17 protein-coding genes are annotated in these 16,098 nt (G+C 43.5%); 5 read left to right on the top strand and 12 right to left on the bottom strand.

All coding sequences use genetic code 11. The annotated features are described in order from the left end of the window. The 11 genes from H595_RS0117820 to folM form a co-directional block, all read right to left on the bottom strand. Positions 1 to 259 (bottom strand): transposase (locus H595_RS0117820; protein ID WP_027672409.1); only part of this gene is annotated, 259 nt, incomplete at its 3' end. A 71-nt stretch (positions 260 to 330) separates the two neighbouring features. Next, on the bottom strand, positions 331 to 615 hold the full coding sequence (locus H595_RS0117815; RefSeq protein ID WP_027672408.1) for an HDOD domain-containing protein: 285 nt from the start codon (positions 613 to 615) through the stop codon (positions 331 to 333). A gap of 165 nt (positions 616 to 780) precedes the next feature. Next, positions 781 to 1,512, bottom strand: a complete 732-nt coding sequence (locus H595_RS0117810) for a substrate-binding periplasmic protein (RefSeq protein WP_156886016.1) — start codon at positions 1,510 to 1,512, stop codon at positions 781 to 783. 239 nt (positions 1,513 to 1,751) lie between these two features. Further along, entirely contained in the window at positions 1,752 to 3,809 is a 2,058-nt protein-coding gene (locus tag H595_RS0117805; protein ID WP_037055226.1) for a TonB-dependent receptor, read from the bottom strand. 20 nt (positions 3,810 to 3,829) lie between these two features. Then, positions 3,830 to 4,366, bottom strand: a complete 537-nt coding sequence (locus tag H595_RS0117800; protein ID WP_027672405.1) for a phosphatase PAP2 family protein — start codon at positions 4,364 to 4,366, stop codon at positions 3,830 to 3,832. A 33-nt stretch (positions 4,367 to 4,399) separates the two neighbouring features. Beyond that, positions 4,400 to 5,293, bottom strand: coding sequence for a cold adaptation protein AtcC (atcC, locus tag H595_RS0117795; protein WP_027672404.1), 894 nt, complete (start codon positions 5,291 to 5,293; stop codon positions 4,400 to 4,402). An 11-nt stretch (positions 5,294 to 5,304) separates the two neighbouring features. After that, positions 5,305 to 6,072: a cold adaptation protein AtcB gene (gene atcB, locus H595_RS0117790; RefSeq protein ID WP_027672403.1), complete on the bottom strand. Its 768-nt coding sequence runs from the start codon at positions 6,070 to 6,072 to the stop codon at positions 5,305 to 5,307. A 5-nt stretch (positions 6,073 to 6,077) separates the two neighbouring features. Continuing rightward, on the bottom strand, positions 6,078 to 6,671 hold the full coding sequence (gene atcA / locus H595_RS0117785) for a cold adaptation protein AtcA (RefSeq protein ID WP_027672402.1): 594 nt from the start codon (positions 6,669 to 6,671) through the stop codon (positions 6,078 to 6,080). Between the two features lie 24 nt (positions 6,672 to 6,695). Continuing rightward, the gene (gene atcJ / locus H595_RS0117780) at positions 6,696 to 6,980 is read right to left on the bottom strand and encodes a cold adaptation protein ActJcold adaptation protein ActJ (protein ID WP_027672401.1); all 285 of its coding nucleotides are present in this window, start codon (positions 6,978 to 6,980) and stop codon (positions 6,696 to 6,698) included. A gap of 115 nt (positions 6,981 to 7,095) precedes the next feature. Next, positions 7,096 to 8,118, bottom strand: coding sequence for a hypothetical protein (locus H595_RS0117775; RefSeq protein ID WP_205623260.1), 1,023 nt, complete (start codon positions 8,116 to 8,118; stop codon positions 7,096 to 7,098). A gap of 232 nt (positions 8,119 to 8,350) precedes the next feature. Beyond that, positions 8,351 to 9,079, bottom strand: a complete 729-nt coding sequence (gene folM / locus H595_RS0117770; protein ID WP_027672399.1) for a dihydromonapterin reductase — start codon at positions 9,077 to 9,079, stop codon at positions 8,351 to 8,353. Positions 9,080 to 9,259: 180 nt separating this feature from the next. On the opposite strand from folM, the gene H595_RS0117760 reads away from it, so the two are divergent. Continuing rightward, positions 9,260 to 9,550, top strand: a complete 291-nt coding sequence (locus H595_RS0117760) for a high-potential iron-sulfur protein (protein ID WP_037055224.1) — start codon at positions 9,260 to 9,262, stop codon at positions 9,548 to 9,550. Positions 9,551 to 9,617: 67 nt separating this feature from the next. Here H595_RS0117760 and H595_RS0117755 read toward each other — a convergent pair whose 3' ends face one another. Beyond that, positions 9,618 to 11,000, bottom strand: a complete 1,383-nt coding sequence (locus H595_RS0117755; protein ID WP_037055221.1) for an L-serine ammonia-lyase — start codon at positions 10,998 to 11,000, stop codon at positions 9,618 to 9,620. A 280-nt stretch (positions 11,001 to 11,280) separates the two neighbouring features. Between H595_RS0117755 and H595_RS22785 the strand changes: the two genes are divergently transcribed. The 4 genes from H595_RS22785 to tnpA all read left to right on the top strand — a co-directional run. Further along, positions 11,281 to 13,008: a diguanylate cyclase gene (locus H595_RS22785; protein WP_205623258.1), complete on the top strand. Its 1,728-nt coding sequence runs from the start codon at positions 11,281 to 11,283 to the stop codon at positions 13,006 to 13,008. A gap of 124 nt (positions 13,009 to 13,132) precedes the next feature. Beyond that, entirely contained in the window at positions 13,133 to 13,651 is a 519-nt protein-coding gene (locus tag H595_RS0117745) for an outer membrane beta-barrel protein (protein ID WP_027672396.1), read from the top strand. Positions 13,652 to 13,683: 32 nt separating this feature from the next. Next, a complete protein-coding gene (locus H595_RS23585) occupies positions 13,684 to 14,976 on the top strand; it encodes an Ig-like domain-containing protein (protein ID WP_027672395.1) in 1,293 nt (430 codons plus the stop codon). Between the two features lie 861 nt (positions 14,977 to 15,837). Beyond that, positions 15,838 to 16,098 (top strand): IS66 family insertion sequence element accessory protein TnpA (gene tnpA / locus H595_RS0117725; RefSeq protein WP_240474932.1); only part of this gene is annotated, 261 nt, incomplete at its 3' end.

Genomic DNA, 16,098 nt, shown 5'->3' with positions numbered 1-16,098 from the left:
CACAGCACCACTGGATTTCACGGCTGGAGGTAATGCCCTTGGAGTAGGCAAACAAAATAATCTTTAACAGCACAGCGGGGTCATACGCCGGACGGCCATTATCTTCATTCTGGTATTTGCTGTGAAATATCGACAGGTCCAGCTTGTTATCAATCAGGTAATGGATGGCGTGTTCAAAAGTGCCAGGCTGCAGTTGGTCGAGATAATTAATCACCACCATGGCACTTTGGTTGTAATCGTAAGGGATGTATTTAGGCATTAGGCGTTGTCCACTTTTTAATCAGACAACGCTATTTGATCACAAACTCGAACAGCTGAAAAGAGGTTTTTCTACAGCCTCAACGCTGAAGTAAAACCAACCGATAAAACCATTGTTCTAAGCGAGTTAAAACCTAACATCACCACGGCATCTTTAATTGAGCCTACTTTGCGATGCCCCCCGTAACGCACAGAATTTGCCATGCGCAACACCTTTGCACTTAAGGCTTGGTCGTTAATGAGAATTTGTGAGATGTGATTACTGGTTATATCTGGGTTACTGAAACTGGCGATGAGTTCTTGTACTACTTTGGTAATGCTTGGCAGATTTGTTGCGTTTGAGATCAAGTGCTTCATAGTTTGGCCTAAAAGAAGTAGTTTGACATATTAGAAATATTTTATTTAAGAAGTATAGGCAAGTTTTTATTCAAGGTGTTGTATTTATTTTATAAAACGCTATTTTCACTCATTATGCAAGGGTCAGTTGTGGGTTGTGATGATTAATTGTATAAGTGACTAATATTATTTGGTTTTTTTCATGTGTTGCGTTAAACTTTTTTCAATCACGCCCCTGCGATGAGCATCCTTAATAAATATATCAAGCTGTTGCTTCAGTCCTGCCCATTTAGGGTTGAGCGCCAATGTTAAATCAGCTTGGTCTGCTTCAACGTTATTTCGATGAAACACCATAGTGCTGAAGTGATTATTAATTAGCCAGGTTGCGACATGTTCATTCATATAAGCTAAGTCGCAGCGCTGGTTCACTAACATGTTAAATTGGTCAAACTCTGAGTCAGAATCTACCCTGATAAGGCTACCCTTATCCAGCTCGATGTTTAAAGCGTCGTATTTATAATAGCGCCTTAAGCAAATACTATTCTTATCCAAATTGGCTAAGTTCTGTTGCAGCGGCTTTAAGGAATATAAAAAGTCACGATGATTTACAATAGGTTGAGAAAAGAGTAGGGCGCTAGCATCAATTGTCCATTTCGCCGCTAAAACGGTTGCGTCATACTTACCTTCATATACACCAAGCTCGGCACGTTGACGGTTCTCAAATACATACTGTAATTGATACGGTTGCCCGAGAAAAAATGCATTTAACAACTCTGGCACAACACCTTGTGGCACATTATCGTCTGCAGCATACATATACGGAGGGACTTGTGGATAATATATTGCGATTTTAAACGTTTCAACGCCCAATACCTGAAACGAAAATAACAAAATAGTTAGCATGAATTTTGTAAACACCCTGTGTTCCTTCGAAATGTTGCTGTCCAAAGGTTCACTGCCACTGCTATGTGGCTATTAATATATTCGCCAGATATGACAGTTGTTTAATGTGGACTACCTGATTTTATCACCACATGCCAGGCTGAAATATGCAAGTTATACCGGTTATTTTGCAACATATACTTTAACAATTTTGACAATGAGTGAGCTGTTAAGATGCCTTAGTGCATAAACGTAGGGTTGGCGCTGCGGGCATGTTAATGCCAGCGGTAAAGCAAAGATAATGAAAAATGACGAGGCCTACCGGGGAAATAGCGGTCGCCGTCAAAAGCACTGAAGTCGGCACGTTCGGCGTAGGCACGGTTATTAACATTGATTACCCTGCCATAGAGTGTCAGAGCTGGGCTTATTTGCCAGCTGCCGCGCAGATTAAACAGGTTATGACCCTCATACTGATGCAAGTTTTCAGGGTCGGTAAAGTAGCGGCTGGTGTAATGCCATTCCAATCCTAACTGCGTGTTATCCGACGGTGTCCAGCCTAGTTGAATATTAGCAAGTAACTTAGGCGCGGTATCAATGTCATTGCCGTTAATATCGATGCCATTTAGCACTTGGCTATAGTTGTAGGTATGACGTGCTGAACTAGCTGCAACGGCGATATCAACTGTGTTACTAATATCGTACTGTAATTCCAGTTCAATACCACGGTGGCGTGATTTACCATCATTCACATTAAAAAAAGCACTGTCGCGAAAAATAAAGTTATGTTTAGACATCTGGTACACGGCGAGGCTGTAGCGTAGATGCGGCAGGCTTAAACGATATCCTATCTCCAGATTATTTGCGGTCTCGGCTGTTAAATCTGCTACGCTTTGATCGCGCTGCAATTGATACAATTCAGCGGTTTGTGGTGCGCGATAGCCTCGTGACAAATTGGTATAAAGCAACGAATTAGCCGTTAACTGATAACTGACGCCAAATTTAGGTGACAGATTATCAAATTGCTGAACACCGTTTTCCGGCCGATTAAAGCGACACCCGCCCATTGCGCATTCGCTGCCATCGTCTTTGGTGCGACCGGAGAGCATATTGTTGTGATAATTGTATCGCACGTGTTCATAGCGTAGTCCACCATGCACCAGCCAGTTATCAAACTGCCAGTTAAGTGCGGCAAAGGGCGCGTACACTCTGGCTGATACGTCATAGTCGTAATGTTTTCCCGTTGGCACGGTTGCCACAACAAAGGGCGAACCGGTGGCAGGAAAATCTTGCTGTTCCAGCATGTCACCGCGAGTGTATTCGCCGTCAAAACCCAATTGCAGTTGAAACGCAGACGTTAAATCCCGTTGCCATAATGACAGGATCCCTACACCTTGCTGGCTGTTTTGTTCCAAGGGTGTGCCGGGTAAGAAATGCTTGATAAAGGTCATTTTCTGGTCACGCAGATATGGGGTAACCGTCAACATATCACCGCTTTTTAAATCCCAACTGGCTTTACTCCATAACCTTAGTGCGTTGGCATCACGGTATGGTTTAGGTTGTTGCGTGTTGTCGGCAGGTTGTTTGGTGTGTGCATAGTTGCTGGCGTAACCTGCAGTGTCTTGGCTTAGATTGGTTAAAGTTACACCTGTTTGCAGCGTAAACTGCTGTGCGCTATAACGATGACGCAGGTTGATTTTCTGCTGCTCTACGCCTTCATCGACACGATAACCACTGTCTGACGTGATGCTAGCGTTGATGCCAAGCCCGGTATTGCCGAAATCTTTACCGGCACGTAGTTTGTAGCGGCTATAGCCATAGGAACCTAAATCCAGCCCCAGCATGGCATTATCATAGGTGGTGTCGGGTGTTATTACGTTAATGACACCGTGCACGGCATTAGAGCCATACAGAACTGAACCCGGTCCTTTTAATACTTCTAAGCGCTGTGCCATTTCGCTGTGCGCTTCAAACAATTCGTTAATGTTACAAAAACCCGCTGCGCGCAGTGGAATACCGTCTTCAGCTGTTAAAATGCCACCACAAGCGCCGGCGCCGGACAGCACTTGTGAACGCAGCGCCGGCAAATATTCCTGACCATTGCCGCGTTGCAGGTTGGCACCAGACACTAGCTTTAACGCTTCTTCAATGTGTGTTGGCGCAATCAATGCCAGGTCTTGCTGAGCTACCTGACTTAATGTCTGTGGCAGATTACTGGTTGATGCTGCTGTGCGAGACGCTGTTGTATTAATACGTTCTATTGGTTCTTCTTTTGCTGTGGCTTGTGCCGTAAGCATGGCACCTAACGTTGCTATTATAAGTTGTGAAACGTTCATAACACCTCATTAGCTGTGTTTTACCACGTTGACCTAAATTGTATGCCTACGCCGTTTAGCCCCGCTGTAGGTGTAACTTGCACACCATAAAAGGGTTCGGCAAAGTAAAAGCTGGCAGCAATACCGATTAATGCACCGGCTAGCACATCTTGGCTGTCATGATGGTCATTATTTACCCGGCTGTAACCGACATAGCTTGCTAACGCGTAAGCGGGGGCACCGTATTGCCAACCGTATCTTCGCTGTAAAAAGGCGGCACCCTGAAATGCCATAGCAGTATGGCCGGAGGGGAAGGCGTCATTGTCTGAGCCGTCCGGCCGGTTTTTATGGATTGCGCTTTTTAATGCGTAGGTACTGGCAATGGTGGTGGCAAAACTATAATAAAATTGTTTTGCGCCGCTATCATCGTTCAGATACTGCGTCATCCCCCACGCTGCAGCCGGGAGGGCAAGGCGCAGCACATCAGCCCCAGTGTCATCGGTGTTAGCCATGGCACTATGCAGCGGGGTAGTACTCAGTAGCGCTGCGACAGCGAAGCTAATAATGCGTGTATTCATCAATATTCCGTTAACGTTGGCAATAAAGCCGCATTACAATTCAATATATTGCGGCCAGCCCAACAGAGGATTAGTTAAACCTTGTTTACCTTCTAACGCATCCAGCTTTTCCGGGCTAGCATCAGTATGTGTTAATGCTTGATAGCTTTTGGCAAAATTTAAGGTGCGTAACAGGGCAGGTATAAAATGCTGACCTAAGTCTTCCCGAATGGCATTGGCATTCGCTTCTGGAAGTTCAGTTAGTGTGGCTTCGGTTTGCAGTTGAAAAAACGCATCGCTAAACCAATGAGGCTGCAGCGTAATGTTACGAATGCGCTTTTTTAAATCTTGTCGTACTTTATCACCACCGGTCAACGCACGGTAAAACACCACTTCTGCCAGCACTTCTTCTAATGAAAAGTGTTCAAACTCGTCAAAATGCGTGCGGGCGTAAAACTGTTGCTGTAACAGTTGCATTGATTGAGTGCGGCGGTGCTCTGTTAGTGCATGTTTATAATGGGCAACACCGGTCCATTCTTCGGCGTCTGGTGGGCTGGCAATATGTTGCAGTAGTTGCTCTTCTACATCACCATACAATGAGGCTTTACCGGTTTTTTTACTAACGGTTACCAGCATGTTCCAACCTTTTTGAAACGGTTTTACTAAGCCTTCCGGCGCTAACAATAGCGTTAATGCCTGATGTATATCGCTGTTGCTCAGCTCTTGCAGCCCCAGGCTTACCACACCAATAACGTCATGTGACGCCTGTTCAAGCAAATGCATTTTGTGTTTATTATAAAACTTGTCGGCAAACTTCAGGCTCATTAGCACTGCTTTACTTTTGATGTGTTTGAGCTCGTCTTCGCTAAGTTTATCTTCGGCTTGTGCTGTGGTAATCACCTGCGTTAGAAAGGGGCCAAAACTGCCATCGCGTAGCATTAGCTGCATGAAGAAGCTCCTTAATCCAAAAAGCTGAACATATCGTCCACTTCGCTGTATTCATCGTCTGTGGTTTGGTTTTTCTCTTTTGCTTGCAATACCAGCTCGCTGGCAAATTTATTGATAATACCTTCCCACGCTGAATTTTCGTTACGGATCAGAGCTTTAATTGCAGTTTCAACGTCTGGTGTTAACTGCTGAATAAGCGCCAACAAGCTGCGTGGATCGTCTATACCCAAATTATTGGCATCTTCGGTCTGACTACGCTCTGTATAGGCTTCAGCTTCTTCCAAATGTTCTTCATCTTCATACAGTTTGTCTTCCCAGTAATTTTCATACTCGAGAATTTCACCGCGGTAAATTTCAATAAAAGGGATGCTTAAGTAGAATAAACCAGCCGGATCGTCTGCTATACAACTCAAAATTGCGGCCTGTTTGTCTTCCGTATCCTGGGTGCGAATAAGGTAGGTAAGAAAATCAAACGTATGCTGTTTCAGTTCTTCAGCATTGTTTTTAATTTTTTCTTCCCAGTAAAGTGGTTGCTGACACACAATATCGCGAATGCGTTCTGGGCTCATTAACTCAGAAATAATAGATGGGAAAGATATATCATGTTCGCTGTTAATTTGGGTAAGCGTGACAATATCAATATTTTCAATAACCTCTACCAGCTGGTCATCACTCATAGTGTTGGCGATTAGCTCAAATTTCTTACTGGCTTGTTTGGGTTCGATAAGGGCCAGTTGTTTAATTTCAGCTACGGCGATTTCAATTAAATTCGTACTCATTACACTTACTCTCCCTTAAAGCGAATATCATCGAACTGATCATCGTAACCGTCTTCGTCGCTGTCTTCATCGGCGTCGTAATCGTCGTTGCCATCTGCGCCATAGCTATTATCGTCATAATCATCACCGTTTTCGTCTTCGCGTGTGTCGCTACTGCTGGCATCCTCACTGTAGGTTTCACTGCCATTGCGTCGTTTGGCCGTAATTTTTCCGTTAACTTCAAGTAAAAATAACACGGCACAGGCTTCAATCAGTTCGGTTTCAGAATAAGTGCGAATGGCCTTTACCAGCTCGACATCGGTATTGTTAAATGCGACTGAGGTTTTAAACTCGTCCCAGCTGGGCGCGGTGGCGCTGTTGATCCATTGTTGCCATTGTGGCACGACTGCGGCGGGAAATTTTACCCGACCATATAGCGCCATCGGTAAATATTCCGGCAGTGATTCAAGCATTTGTGGGTCGGCCAGTAATATGGCTTTTATCTTAGCGGTAAATTGTGCCAGGGCATTGGGGGTATCTGGGTCCATATAGGACTCAATGTTTTCCAATGCGTCTGTTTGCAATGCACGAATTCGTGCCATATTCAGTTTGGTAGTCATATCACTCTCAGAACGGTAATGTGCTTATGAATAGTACTGATCCCACAACTCTTGCATCGCAGAAGTGGGGTCGGTAACAATGACATTATTGAAATCTTTAATAAACGCCGCTTTTTGTTTTGGATCTGACAACACAGTATAGGCGGCAGTGACCCGTTGTAGTTGCGCTGCAGCTTGTTCTTTTTCAACGTCGCTTTGCCCATGCAGTTTATCCGGATGGTATTTATTCGCTAAGCGCCGATAGGCCTTTTTAATGTCGTCATCGCTAGCATTGGTTTTTACGCCAAGTACGCGAAAGTGATTTATCATAGGTTGTCCTGAAAAACTAAGAAGAGTTGCACCCGCCCGCTGATTTTTACCGCTTAAGGCAGCCGTGAATAATAACAGATCGTGCTTAGCTGTGCAGCTTATGCTTAAGTATGCGCTATTTCTGCTGGTGAATAAACCATAGGGGGTTTATCGGTAGCGTAAACATTAACGGCGCAAACTTATTAAAATTTTCGGCATTGTCAGGGCACTGTATATTGTCTGGATAGTGTTTTTTCCAGGCATCGTTAACCAGAAACAATGTATCGCTATGCACGGCAACGCCTTCAACCGCGGTTTGCACCATTTTTTCATATGCCGGGCAGGCGCTATTAGGTGTGGTTGGTGCGTAGTAGGCCATCTGCTGCACAAAAGGCCGCTGGTGTTGGCTGATGTCAATTATCCAGATTTGGTCATCGTTGCGCGCAACGGCTACCAAATATCCCGGATGGCCAATTTTGGGGCTGGGTAGATAATCAAGGTCATTAATCGGGTGATCTTTGGTATCAGGCAGCGGTAAGGCAAATGCCGAGTCCTGAACCTTGACATAGTCATCTTGTTGCCAGAAAGCACTGTCATATTTCGTTTGAAAAATCATCGGTGCGTTAGCCGCATTTTGCTCTAATGCCAGATAAATATTGCCGGCATTATCGAACGCTAAACCTTCAATACCATCATTGGGCGCATTACCAACCTCTGCTGAGGCTGGAAATTGGACAGGACGTACAGTGGTGATCTTTGCGAAACTTAATGCTTTATCGGTTTTAATCTTCACCAATAATGTTGGGTAATCTGTTGAGTTTGTAACGCCATAACGTGCTTTGCACTCAGGGCTTAAAGTGATAAACGAGGAATCTTCGGTCACGGTCACAAGAACGGTATCGTCTAATCTGTCCCATGTCAGTGCTTCATAATCGGGATATTGACTAAACAGCTCTCCAAAGCAGCCATTCAGTATATTGTCAGATACGGTGATTGATATTGGTGCCGCATTGAGCTGTGCTGTCTCAGGGTTTACCCGCAACAATTTATTGCGCATATGCTCTGCGGCACTGTTATCACCCAAATGAATAATCTCATTATGCCGCCAGGTGAAGCCTGAGCTTTGCGGGTTAACCAATGTTTGGTGTTGTTGATCCATAAGCCACTTACCTGCTGCATTAAACGTCGTCACAGGGTGCTCGGCTGATACAGAAAAGGTTGTACACATTAATGTTGTTAGAGTTAAAACTGAAGCGAAGACAGTGTGTAAGCTTTTCATAAGTTCATTCAAGTCGGTGATCTCCCTATCATTGTGCCAGTGAACGCATGCAAATTAAACCAGGGCTTTGCCAAGGTTAGCCAGGAAGTGCGTTTTGTAAGATGAAATTCGGTTAAGGTAGGTTTAGTGGCCTACCGCCATCGAGTTCAAGTACCTTTCCGGTTATGTATCGGCTATTTAGTAAATACGTAACGCAGTTAGCCATTTCATTTGCTCCAGGCTCAAGCTGCAACAGAGACTTATTTAGTGCCTTGGTTTTGTAAGCATCACTGTCGTCCTGATTAAACATCAATAGGGCTGGTGCAATCGCATTTACTTTTACTTTTGGCGCTAGTGCCCGGGCAAAACTAAAGGTTAAGTTGGTTAACGCGGATTTTGACGCGGCGTATGCCATATGTTTACTGCTTCCTACACTGGCAACAAAATCGGTAATATGAATAATGTCGGCAACGGAACTGTTGGCCAGCAGTGTCGCTAAAGCCCGGTTAATAATGTAAGGCGCTTTAGCATGTACAGCCTGCATCGCATCATAAATAGCGGCATCATTTGACACATTGTTGCTAACATCGGTTATAGCATCCGCACGCCAGTCAGAAGCATTGTGGATTACCGCTCTAAGTTTTTGATAATGCTGTTTAATATGTGAAATAAACTCACTGAGTTGCTCAGTATCACAGACATCGAGTTGATAACAGTTTATGCCCGCGTCCCGCATTTGCTGCACTCCTGCCTTTTCACTGCGATAGGTTGCTAACACCTGAAACCCAGCTTGTTTTAGCGTTAAGGCGCAGTGCAAACCCAGCCGTTGGCCCGCACCGGTAATAATAATAACGTCAGACATGAGTATTCCTGTAATCGAGAAATCTGAACAAGCTGTAACCAATACGTTACGCGGCTGCTTTGGTTTAGTGTATGGCAAAGAAACTTGGTTTAAACCAATATTCAACTAAAACAGTATTAGTAATCAGTTAACAAAAATAGTAAGCGCTGTCTCAGTGCAATGACAAACAGAGGACACATTATGACGACAAGCAGACGACGTTTTTTAAAATTATCAGCCGGTGGTATTGTTGGCTTGAGTGTGGGGGGCCTGAGCTTAAGAGCGTTTGCCGCTGAACAAGTTGACCCGGAAAACCCGCAGGCTAAAGCACTACATTATGTACATAAATCAGCCAAAGAGGGACAAAATTGTTCAAATTGTATTTTGCTACAAGGCAATGCCGGTGAGGCATGGCGGCCATGCGGTGTATTTCCAGGCAAACTGGTAAACGCCGAAGGTTGGTGCGCCGCCTGGGCGAAAAAGCCTGGTTAATATATTCCACTGATGGGCAAACCGGTTCGATTTGTTAAATCTGGCCGGTTTGCGCTCTACTCAGCAATCAACACTCGATAATATTTACCGCCAAACCACCGCGGGAGGTTTCTTTATACTTGGTTTGCATATCTTTACCGGTGTCCCACATGGTTTTAATCACTTTATCCAGCGAGACTTTCTGATCGCCACTACCGCGAAGTGCCAACCGTGAGGCATTTATGGCTTTAATTGAGCCCATGGCGTTGCGCTCTATACAGGGCACCTGTACCAAGCCACCAACCGGATCGCAGGTTAAGCCCAGGTTATGTTCCATGCCAATTTCCGCTGCGTTTTCTACATGTAACGGTGTGCCGCCCTGAATCTCTGTTAACGCAGCGGCTGCCATTGAGCAAGCAACGCCAACTTCGCCCTGACAGCCTACTTCAGCACCGGAAATAGAGGCATTTTTCTTATACAAAATACCAATAGCTGCTGCAGTAAGCAGATACTGTACGGCGATATCGGGAGTTACCGGTTGAATAAACTTGTCGTAGTACATTAACACGGCGGGAATAATACCCGCTGCACCGTTGGTTGGTGCGGTTACAACGCGGCCGCCTGCGGCATTTTCTTCATTTACTGCCAGCGCAAACAGGTTAACCCAGTCCATAACCTGTAACGGATCGCTGCTTTTCTCGGCCATCAGCTTTTTAGACAACGCTGGCGCGCGGCGTTTCACTTTTAAACCACCAGGTAATATACCTTCAGTTTTAATGCCTCGTTCAATACAAGCGCGCATGGTAAGCCAAATATTGTTTAGCTCATCAGTAATTTGTGCCGGAGTGCGTAACACTTTTTCATTTTCCAGCATCAGGCCGGCAATCGACAAACCATGCTCTTTACACAAGGCTAAAAGCTCTGCGCCCGACTCAAACGGAAATGGCGGCGGGTTAGCCGCAGCAAATTGGCTTGCCGCTTGTTTTTCTTTGGCAAAATCTTCAGCTTTAACAATAAAGCCGCCGCCAATAGAAAAGTACACATCGCTTAGTACGATGTTTTTATCTTTATCAAAGGCAATCAGCTCCATACCGTTGGAATGCTCTTTAAGCGTTTTACGACGGTGAAACACTATGGCACCTTCACGAGGAAAGCTAACCGGTTGCTGTTTACCCAGCCTGATTTGCTGCTCGTCGTTAACCTGCTTTAACAGGCCCGGCACGGTGTCTGGGTCAACAGTTTCGGGCAAATAGCCCGCCAAGCCTAAAATTACCGCTTTGCCTGTGCCATGGCCAATACCGGTTTGGCCCAATGAGCCATAAAGCTCAACCTTAACACTGGCTACCTTGTCGAGTAGGTTTTGTTCGGTTAAATCGTCGGTAAATTTTTTTGCTGCCCGCATTGGGCCTACGGTGTGCGAGCTGGAAGGGCCTATGCCGATACTAAACATGTCAAAAGCGCTGATAATCATAATAATGTCTGTTGTCTGCTAATCAGAATGAAGGCATTGTAGCCCAAGGCGGCGGGTTTCGTAAGCCGGTTGGTAACTGGTCGGTGCTTATTACAGATGAGAAAAACTAATGGGTTAGGGAAGCCATAAGTAAAATTTGTTAAACGCCTTTTCCTCTGTAAGTTATTTTGAAAAAATTGTTATCGCTAATAAAGCTGGCTTTAATTGACAGGAATCAGTCTAGAGAAGAGAATTATCCGGGTTTTCTTTTCAGTCATTAAAGGGATCACAATAATTACGCATGAGCCGTTGCCAAATGCTCTTAAGAGCAACCATTTTATTTTTATTGTGTTCGTGGTCTTTTGTTGCGATGGCAGATGCACCATCACCGGACTCTCAAATAACACTGGTTAATAACCGCTTATTTTTACTCGATGACGTAAAATCCAGCTTAAATCCTCAGCAAGCGTTTACCGCGTTCAAACACAATGAGTTTACTCAAAATAGTCAAAATAAAGTAAGTTTTGGTTTTACCCAAAACACAATCTGGGCGGTATTACCCGTTGAGAATGCCGCTGACGTGCCTCTGCCAAGCGTTATAAAAATTGACAATGCCTGGCTAGATAATATTGATCTGTATTTTTTTGCTGCCGACGAATTAATTAACCAGGTGTCGATTGGCGATAACGTGCCTCTTACGGAACGTTTGCGAAAAGAACGGATGCCCTCGGTTGCGCATGAATTTCCCACTGGCACGTCTCATGTGCTTTTTCGGTTTAACTCTCAAGACCCTATGACCATTCCTATCTATCTAGGTAGCGAAATGGCAATGGCCTCGACCTTTGCTAAAAATGCTTATTTTTATGGTGCTTTGTATGGTGGGTTACTGATACTGCTTATATACAATCTCGCCTTGTATTTTTATTTAAGAGAACTCAGGTATTTACTCTATCCCATCTATTTATTGGCGTTTACTGCATTCAATTTCACTTATACCGGACATGGTTTTTGGCTGGTTTGGTCAGGCTCGGTAACCATGCAACAGTGGTTAATGCCTGGCCTGATGTTCTGTTATCTGTTTTCGGCAGTAATGTTTACTTTAGGCTTTTTAAATACCCGTACTTTTTTACCCGCTTTGCATGGCTATAGGCACCGAATATATGTCGGTTTAATAGTCTTAGCCGGGCTTATATTTTTGTCTGGCAATCGCTCGTTTATCATAATGATTCAGTTGGTCATGTTAACAATCCTATCTGTATGGATGCTAATGATTGGATGCTTGGCGTACAAAAACAAAGATCCCCTAGCCAAATTTTTTATCCCCGCAGTCATTATGGGAGCCGGAGGGGCTACTATTTCCAGTTTTGCGACCTGGGGAATTATTCCTTATTCGCATTGGGCGTTTCGAGGGATAGAAGTGGGTATGCTGTTAGAGATGTCATTGCTGTCTATATCTCTTGGTTTTAATTTCAAATTAACTCAAGAGGCTCGTATAAGCGCAGAAAGTAATGCACTGCACGATCCTTTAACTAACTTGTATAATCGCCGTGCATTTTCCCAGCTGGTTCACCCAAGTTGGGAGTTAGGAAAAAGGAACAATAACCCCATGTCTATCATGTTGATGGACTTAGATTGGTTTAAACGAATTAATGACCAATTTGGCCATGCTGTAGGAGACAAAGTGCTAGAAGGTGTGGCTAAAGAAATTAAAAGCCGCATACGGGATTCTGATATCCCACTGCGATGGGGTGGAGAGGAGTTTTTGATATTTTTACCCAATACCAATAGTGTTCAAGCTAAACAACTAGCAGAAGATCTGCGCGCGAAAATTGAAAATATTAAAATTGATAACATAGGCAACGTGACGATGAGTATTGGTGTTGTTAGTGCGACGCCTGATCAAATCGACTTGGAGCAATTAGTTAATTTAGCTGACGAAGCACTTTACTCGGCTAAGGAACAAGGCAGAAATACAGTGATTGTGATGACTTATAGCAAACCTACTGCTAATGAGCGCAGATATTCATAATCTGGCGCCACTAAATCTTCCTTTTTACGCCCCCTTTACTCACTCTCCTCCTTCTTAGCTATTGATCTAATATCAACGTCCATATACAATTTTGCCACTAAAATTTTAGGTGTTTTTAATAATTGTGAAAAATAAATTTCTCCTTGCTTTTTTTATACTTATTTCGTCATTTCAATGTTTTGCTGATACTTATTATGTTGGTCTCGATTATACGATGACAGGTATCGAGCTTAGTGGAGAAAAAGCTGAACCAGATGCAACTGCAATACGATTGGGGGCCAGTAATAATAATATGGCTCTTGAAGTTCAATATCTCACCTCAAATAAAACAGAAAACATCTATAGTATGACGTTCGATTTAGACCAAAGTGTTGGACTTTATTTTGTTCTGCAATCTGACATTGATGATGGCTACGGCATAAATGTTTCATTAGGTTATGCCATGAATAAAATGGCTGTTTCTGGTCCATCGGATACATATAATGGTGAAGACAATTACGATGGTTTTTCATGGCGAATAGCAATACATCGAGAAATTCCTTACTTAGAACAGGCCCAAATTAGGCTTGCTTATCAATCGCTATATAAAGATAGCAATATTGAAATAACAGGCATATCCCTTGGTATTACATACCAGTTTTAGCATCTGAACATTTGCTACAAAAAGGCATTTTCATGAAAATCAAATCATTTATCAACTTTCAAAAGTTGTCATTTATTGCTGTATTATCTATTTGTGCTGTAGTGACCGCATGTGGCTCTGATAACAATTCGGATAAATTAGCTAAAGCTGTAAAGTTGGAAAGCCAACGAGCTCAGGGTACTCTTATTGAGTCAGTTACAATACTTGGAGATAGCACACGATTGAAAGCTGGTGAAACACATCAACTTAGTGCTTCCGGAGTAGACAGCAATAATGAAACAAGGGATATAACTAACGAATTAACATGGGAATCAAGTGATACTAGCATCGCTACCGTCAATAATGCAGGTCTAGTGACAGCAGTCGCTAATTCTGATATCAATCAAGGTATAGTTATCATAACAGGTACAACGATTAATGGTATTTCAGGCGAAGGCGAAATTTCTGTTAGTGATGTTGCCGTAACGACAATAAGTCTAAAACAAATCACTCCGAGTTCTGGCAGCATAAATACCTGCATTGACGCTTATATTAGTGGAGATGTTGGCTATGTAGACGGTTATACTTCGTTAAATACAATAAAAGGTATGAACTTCAGTTTAGACAGTGACTCCACTGCGATTGTTACTTCTAAAGGTGCACTATATACATCTGCGGCGCAATTGGAAACTAGCACTATTACGGCTCGTATTGGCGATATTTATGGACAATTAACCATTGCTGCTGATCCTATTAATTTAGAAACTCTTGATATACTTTTTGATGATGAAGTTACTAAAATCATTACTTTAAATGTTGGTGAACGTATTCAAGTTAATGGCCAAGCTAATTTAGACCCTACCGTTTCTACCAAGCAATATTCTATAGACAATTCTATTTCATGGTCACAAGGCGATCACGAACTAATAGGTATTACAAACTCTGGTGACAACAAAGGCACTATTTTAGGCCTTGCGCCAGGCGTTACTACATTGATAGGAAGCTGTGGCGGCAAAGAAGCAAAAGCCACAATTGAAATTAAAGGCGAATCTACAATTGATTCTTTAAAAATTAATGATGGTAGTGACATTATTACAATAGCGCCATCAGAGTCTATAGAGCTCATACTAACCGCAAATTACAACTCTGCGCCCAACAGCATGAATGTTTCAGAATTTGCGCAATGGAACCTTAATGGTAGTGACTTATTTGATGCTGAATTGACGGCTTTAGGCACAGACAAAGCAAGTTTTAAGTTAACTAGCTCAGCAAATAATAAAGGCAGTGCCATTATCTCTGTTATTTATGACAACATTATCAGTAGTGTACGTATCAATGTAGAATAATACTCTTAGACTTGTAGAATTTATAAGGACGGGCGATGTGTTGCTTCGAGTCTCTCATAAAGAGACGCACGAGCAAAATGTCGAAATGACGCTGGATGCTGTACAGCATTAAGTAGAGTTTTTAACAGAGCAACTTGGACCATTTCCTGAAAAAGTCATTTACGGTAATTGAAAAGCCGGATTTTGGTCCTGGCGCTTATGCGCTACCACAACTGATATTAGTTAGCAGTAAGATTGGATTTAGAGTGGATCAGAATAATGAGCATCCCTTCAGTCATCTATACCGGCGAGTGGCGCACGAAACTGTAGTGGCATTCAATGGCAAGGCACAGCCAAGGATCTTGGTCGATTTACCGGACACAATGTCAGTAATGAGCTGCCAGTAGCCGCTGAAATTACCTTTTTGAATAACCAGTGCTGCACACCGAGTATTCAAGTGATATTTGGTGGTAGAAACAATAAGGCCCATGCGCTTATGTATCTGCGTGCGCTTCGCAATTTTACTTCAGCAGCCAAAGTTACTATCGTGAGCCGTTAGTGTTGTGATGCACCCAGCCTTAGCAAATAGTGACTTCTGGCACTGTGTGTTAACGCTACCTTAGTTCACAATTGTTGAAGATTAGCGGTTCCAACAAGGTGAAAAACATGACAACACTGAAAATACTTACAGTTCTACTTCTGAGTTTACTGACTTTCGGCTGCGGCTACGTAAAGAATGTTCAGCTGCTGTTGACGGGAGATTTAAAAGCAGACAAGCCGACAACTATTCCGTTCGATTGTAAGCGTAACCCCAACCACACATTCCAAGCTTAGCTAAGTTTTCATACCCTGTTTGGATCTACTACCAGACAGGGGTTTCACATGATCCGCAGAACAACCGAGCAGTGGCTGGCGCTGTTTGACCAGTATAAAGCCAGTGGGCTAACGCAAACCGAATTTGCAAAACAACAAGGCATTGACCCGACTTATTTCAGCTATCGTAAGCGGCAACTTCTCGCCTGGCAGCAGGATGATAATACCGGCTTTGTTGAACTGACGCCGCAAGGCATGTTGCTTAGCCAGCCAATGCTGCTGAAAAAGCGCGATGTTGAACTGCTTTTACCTTCCGGCACCGATGCCTTA

The sequence above is a fragment of the Rheinheimera baltica DSM 14885 genome (assembly GCF_000425345.1).
Classification (GTDB): domain Bacteria; phylum Pseudomonadota; class Gammaproteobacteria; order Enterobacterales; family Alteromonadaceae; genus Alishewanella; species Alishewanella baltica.
This window is presented reverse-complemented; position numbering and strand designations above follow the sequence as displayed.

What these genes read in the sequence shown, in the direction of transcription:
- atcA (WP_027672402.1), bottom strand. Translation starts at nt 6,671, where the DNA reads ATGACTACCAAACTGAATATGGCACGAATTCGTGCATTGCAAACAGAC.
- H595_RS0117800 (WP_027672405.1), bottom strand. Translation starts at nt 4,366, where the DNA reads ATGAATACACGCATTATTAGCTTCGCTGTCGCAGCGCTACTGAGTACT.
- atcB (WP_027672403.1), bottom strand. Translation starts at nt 6,072, where the DNA reads ATGAGTACGAATTTAATTGAAATCGCCGTAGCTGAAATTAAACAACTG.
- H595_RS22785 (WP_205623258.1), top strand. Translation starts at nt 11,281, where the DNA reads ATGAGCCGTTGCCAAATGCTCTTAAGAGCAACCATTTTATTTTTATTG.
- H595_RS0117755 (WP_037055221.1), bottom strand. Translation starts at nt 11,000, where the DNA reads ATGATTATCAGCGCTTTTGACATGTTTAGTATCGGCATAGGCCCTTCC.
- H595_RS0117775 (WP_205623260.1), bottom strand. Translation starts at nt 8,118, where the DNA reads ATGGATCAACAACACCAAACATTGGTTAACCCGCAAAGCTCAGGCTTC.
- atcJ (WP_027672401.1), bottom strand. Translation starts at nt 6,980, where the DNA reads ATGATAAATCACTTTCGCGTACTTGGCGTAAAAACCAATGCTAGCGAT.
- H595_RS23585 (WP_027672395.1), top strand. Translation starts at nt 13,684, where the DNA reads ATGAAAATCAAATCATTTATCAACTTTCAAAAGTTGTCATTTATTGCT.
- H595_RS0117815 (WP_027672408.1), bottom strand. Translation starts at nt 615, where the DNA reads ATGAAGCACTTGATCTCAAACGCAACAAATCTGCCAAGCATTACCAAA.
- H595_RS0117760 (WP_037055224.1), top strand. Translation starts at nt 9,260, where the DNA reads ATGACGACAAGCAGACGACGTTTTTTAAAATTATCAGCCGGTGGTATT.
- folM (WP_027672399.1), bottom strand. Translation starts at nt 9,079, where the DNA reads ATGTCTGACGTTATTATTATTACCGGTGCGGGCCAACGGCTGGGTTTG.
- H595_RS0117805 (WP_037055226.1), bottom strand. Translation starts at nt 3,809, where the DNA reads ATGAACGTTTCACAACTTATAATAGCAACGTTAGGTGCCATGCTTACG.
- atcC (WP_027672404.1), bottom strand. Translation starts at nt 5,293, where the DNA reads ATGCAGCTAATGCTACGCGATGGCAGTTTTGGCCCCTTTCTAACGCAG.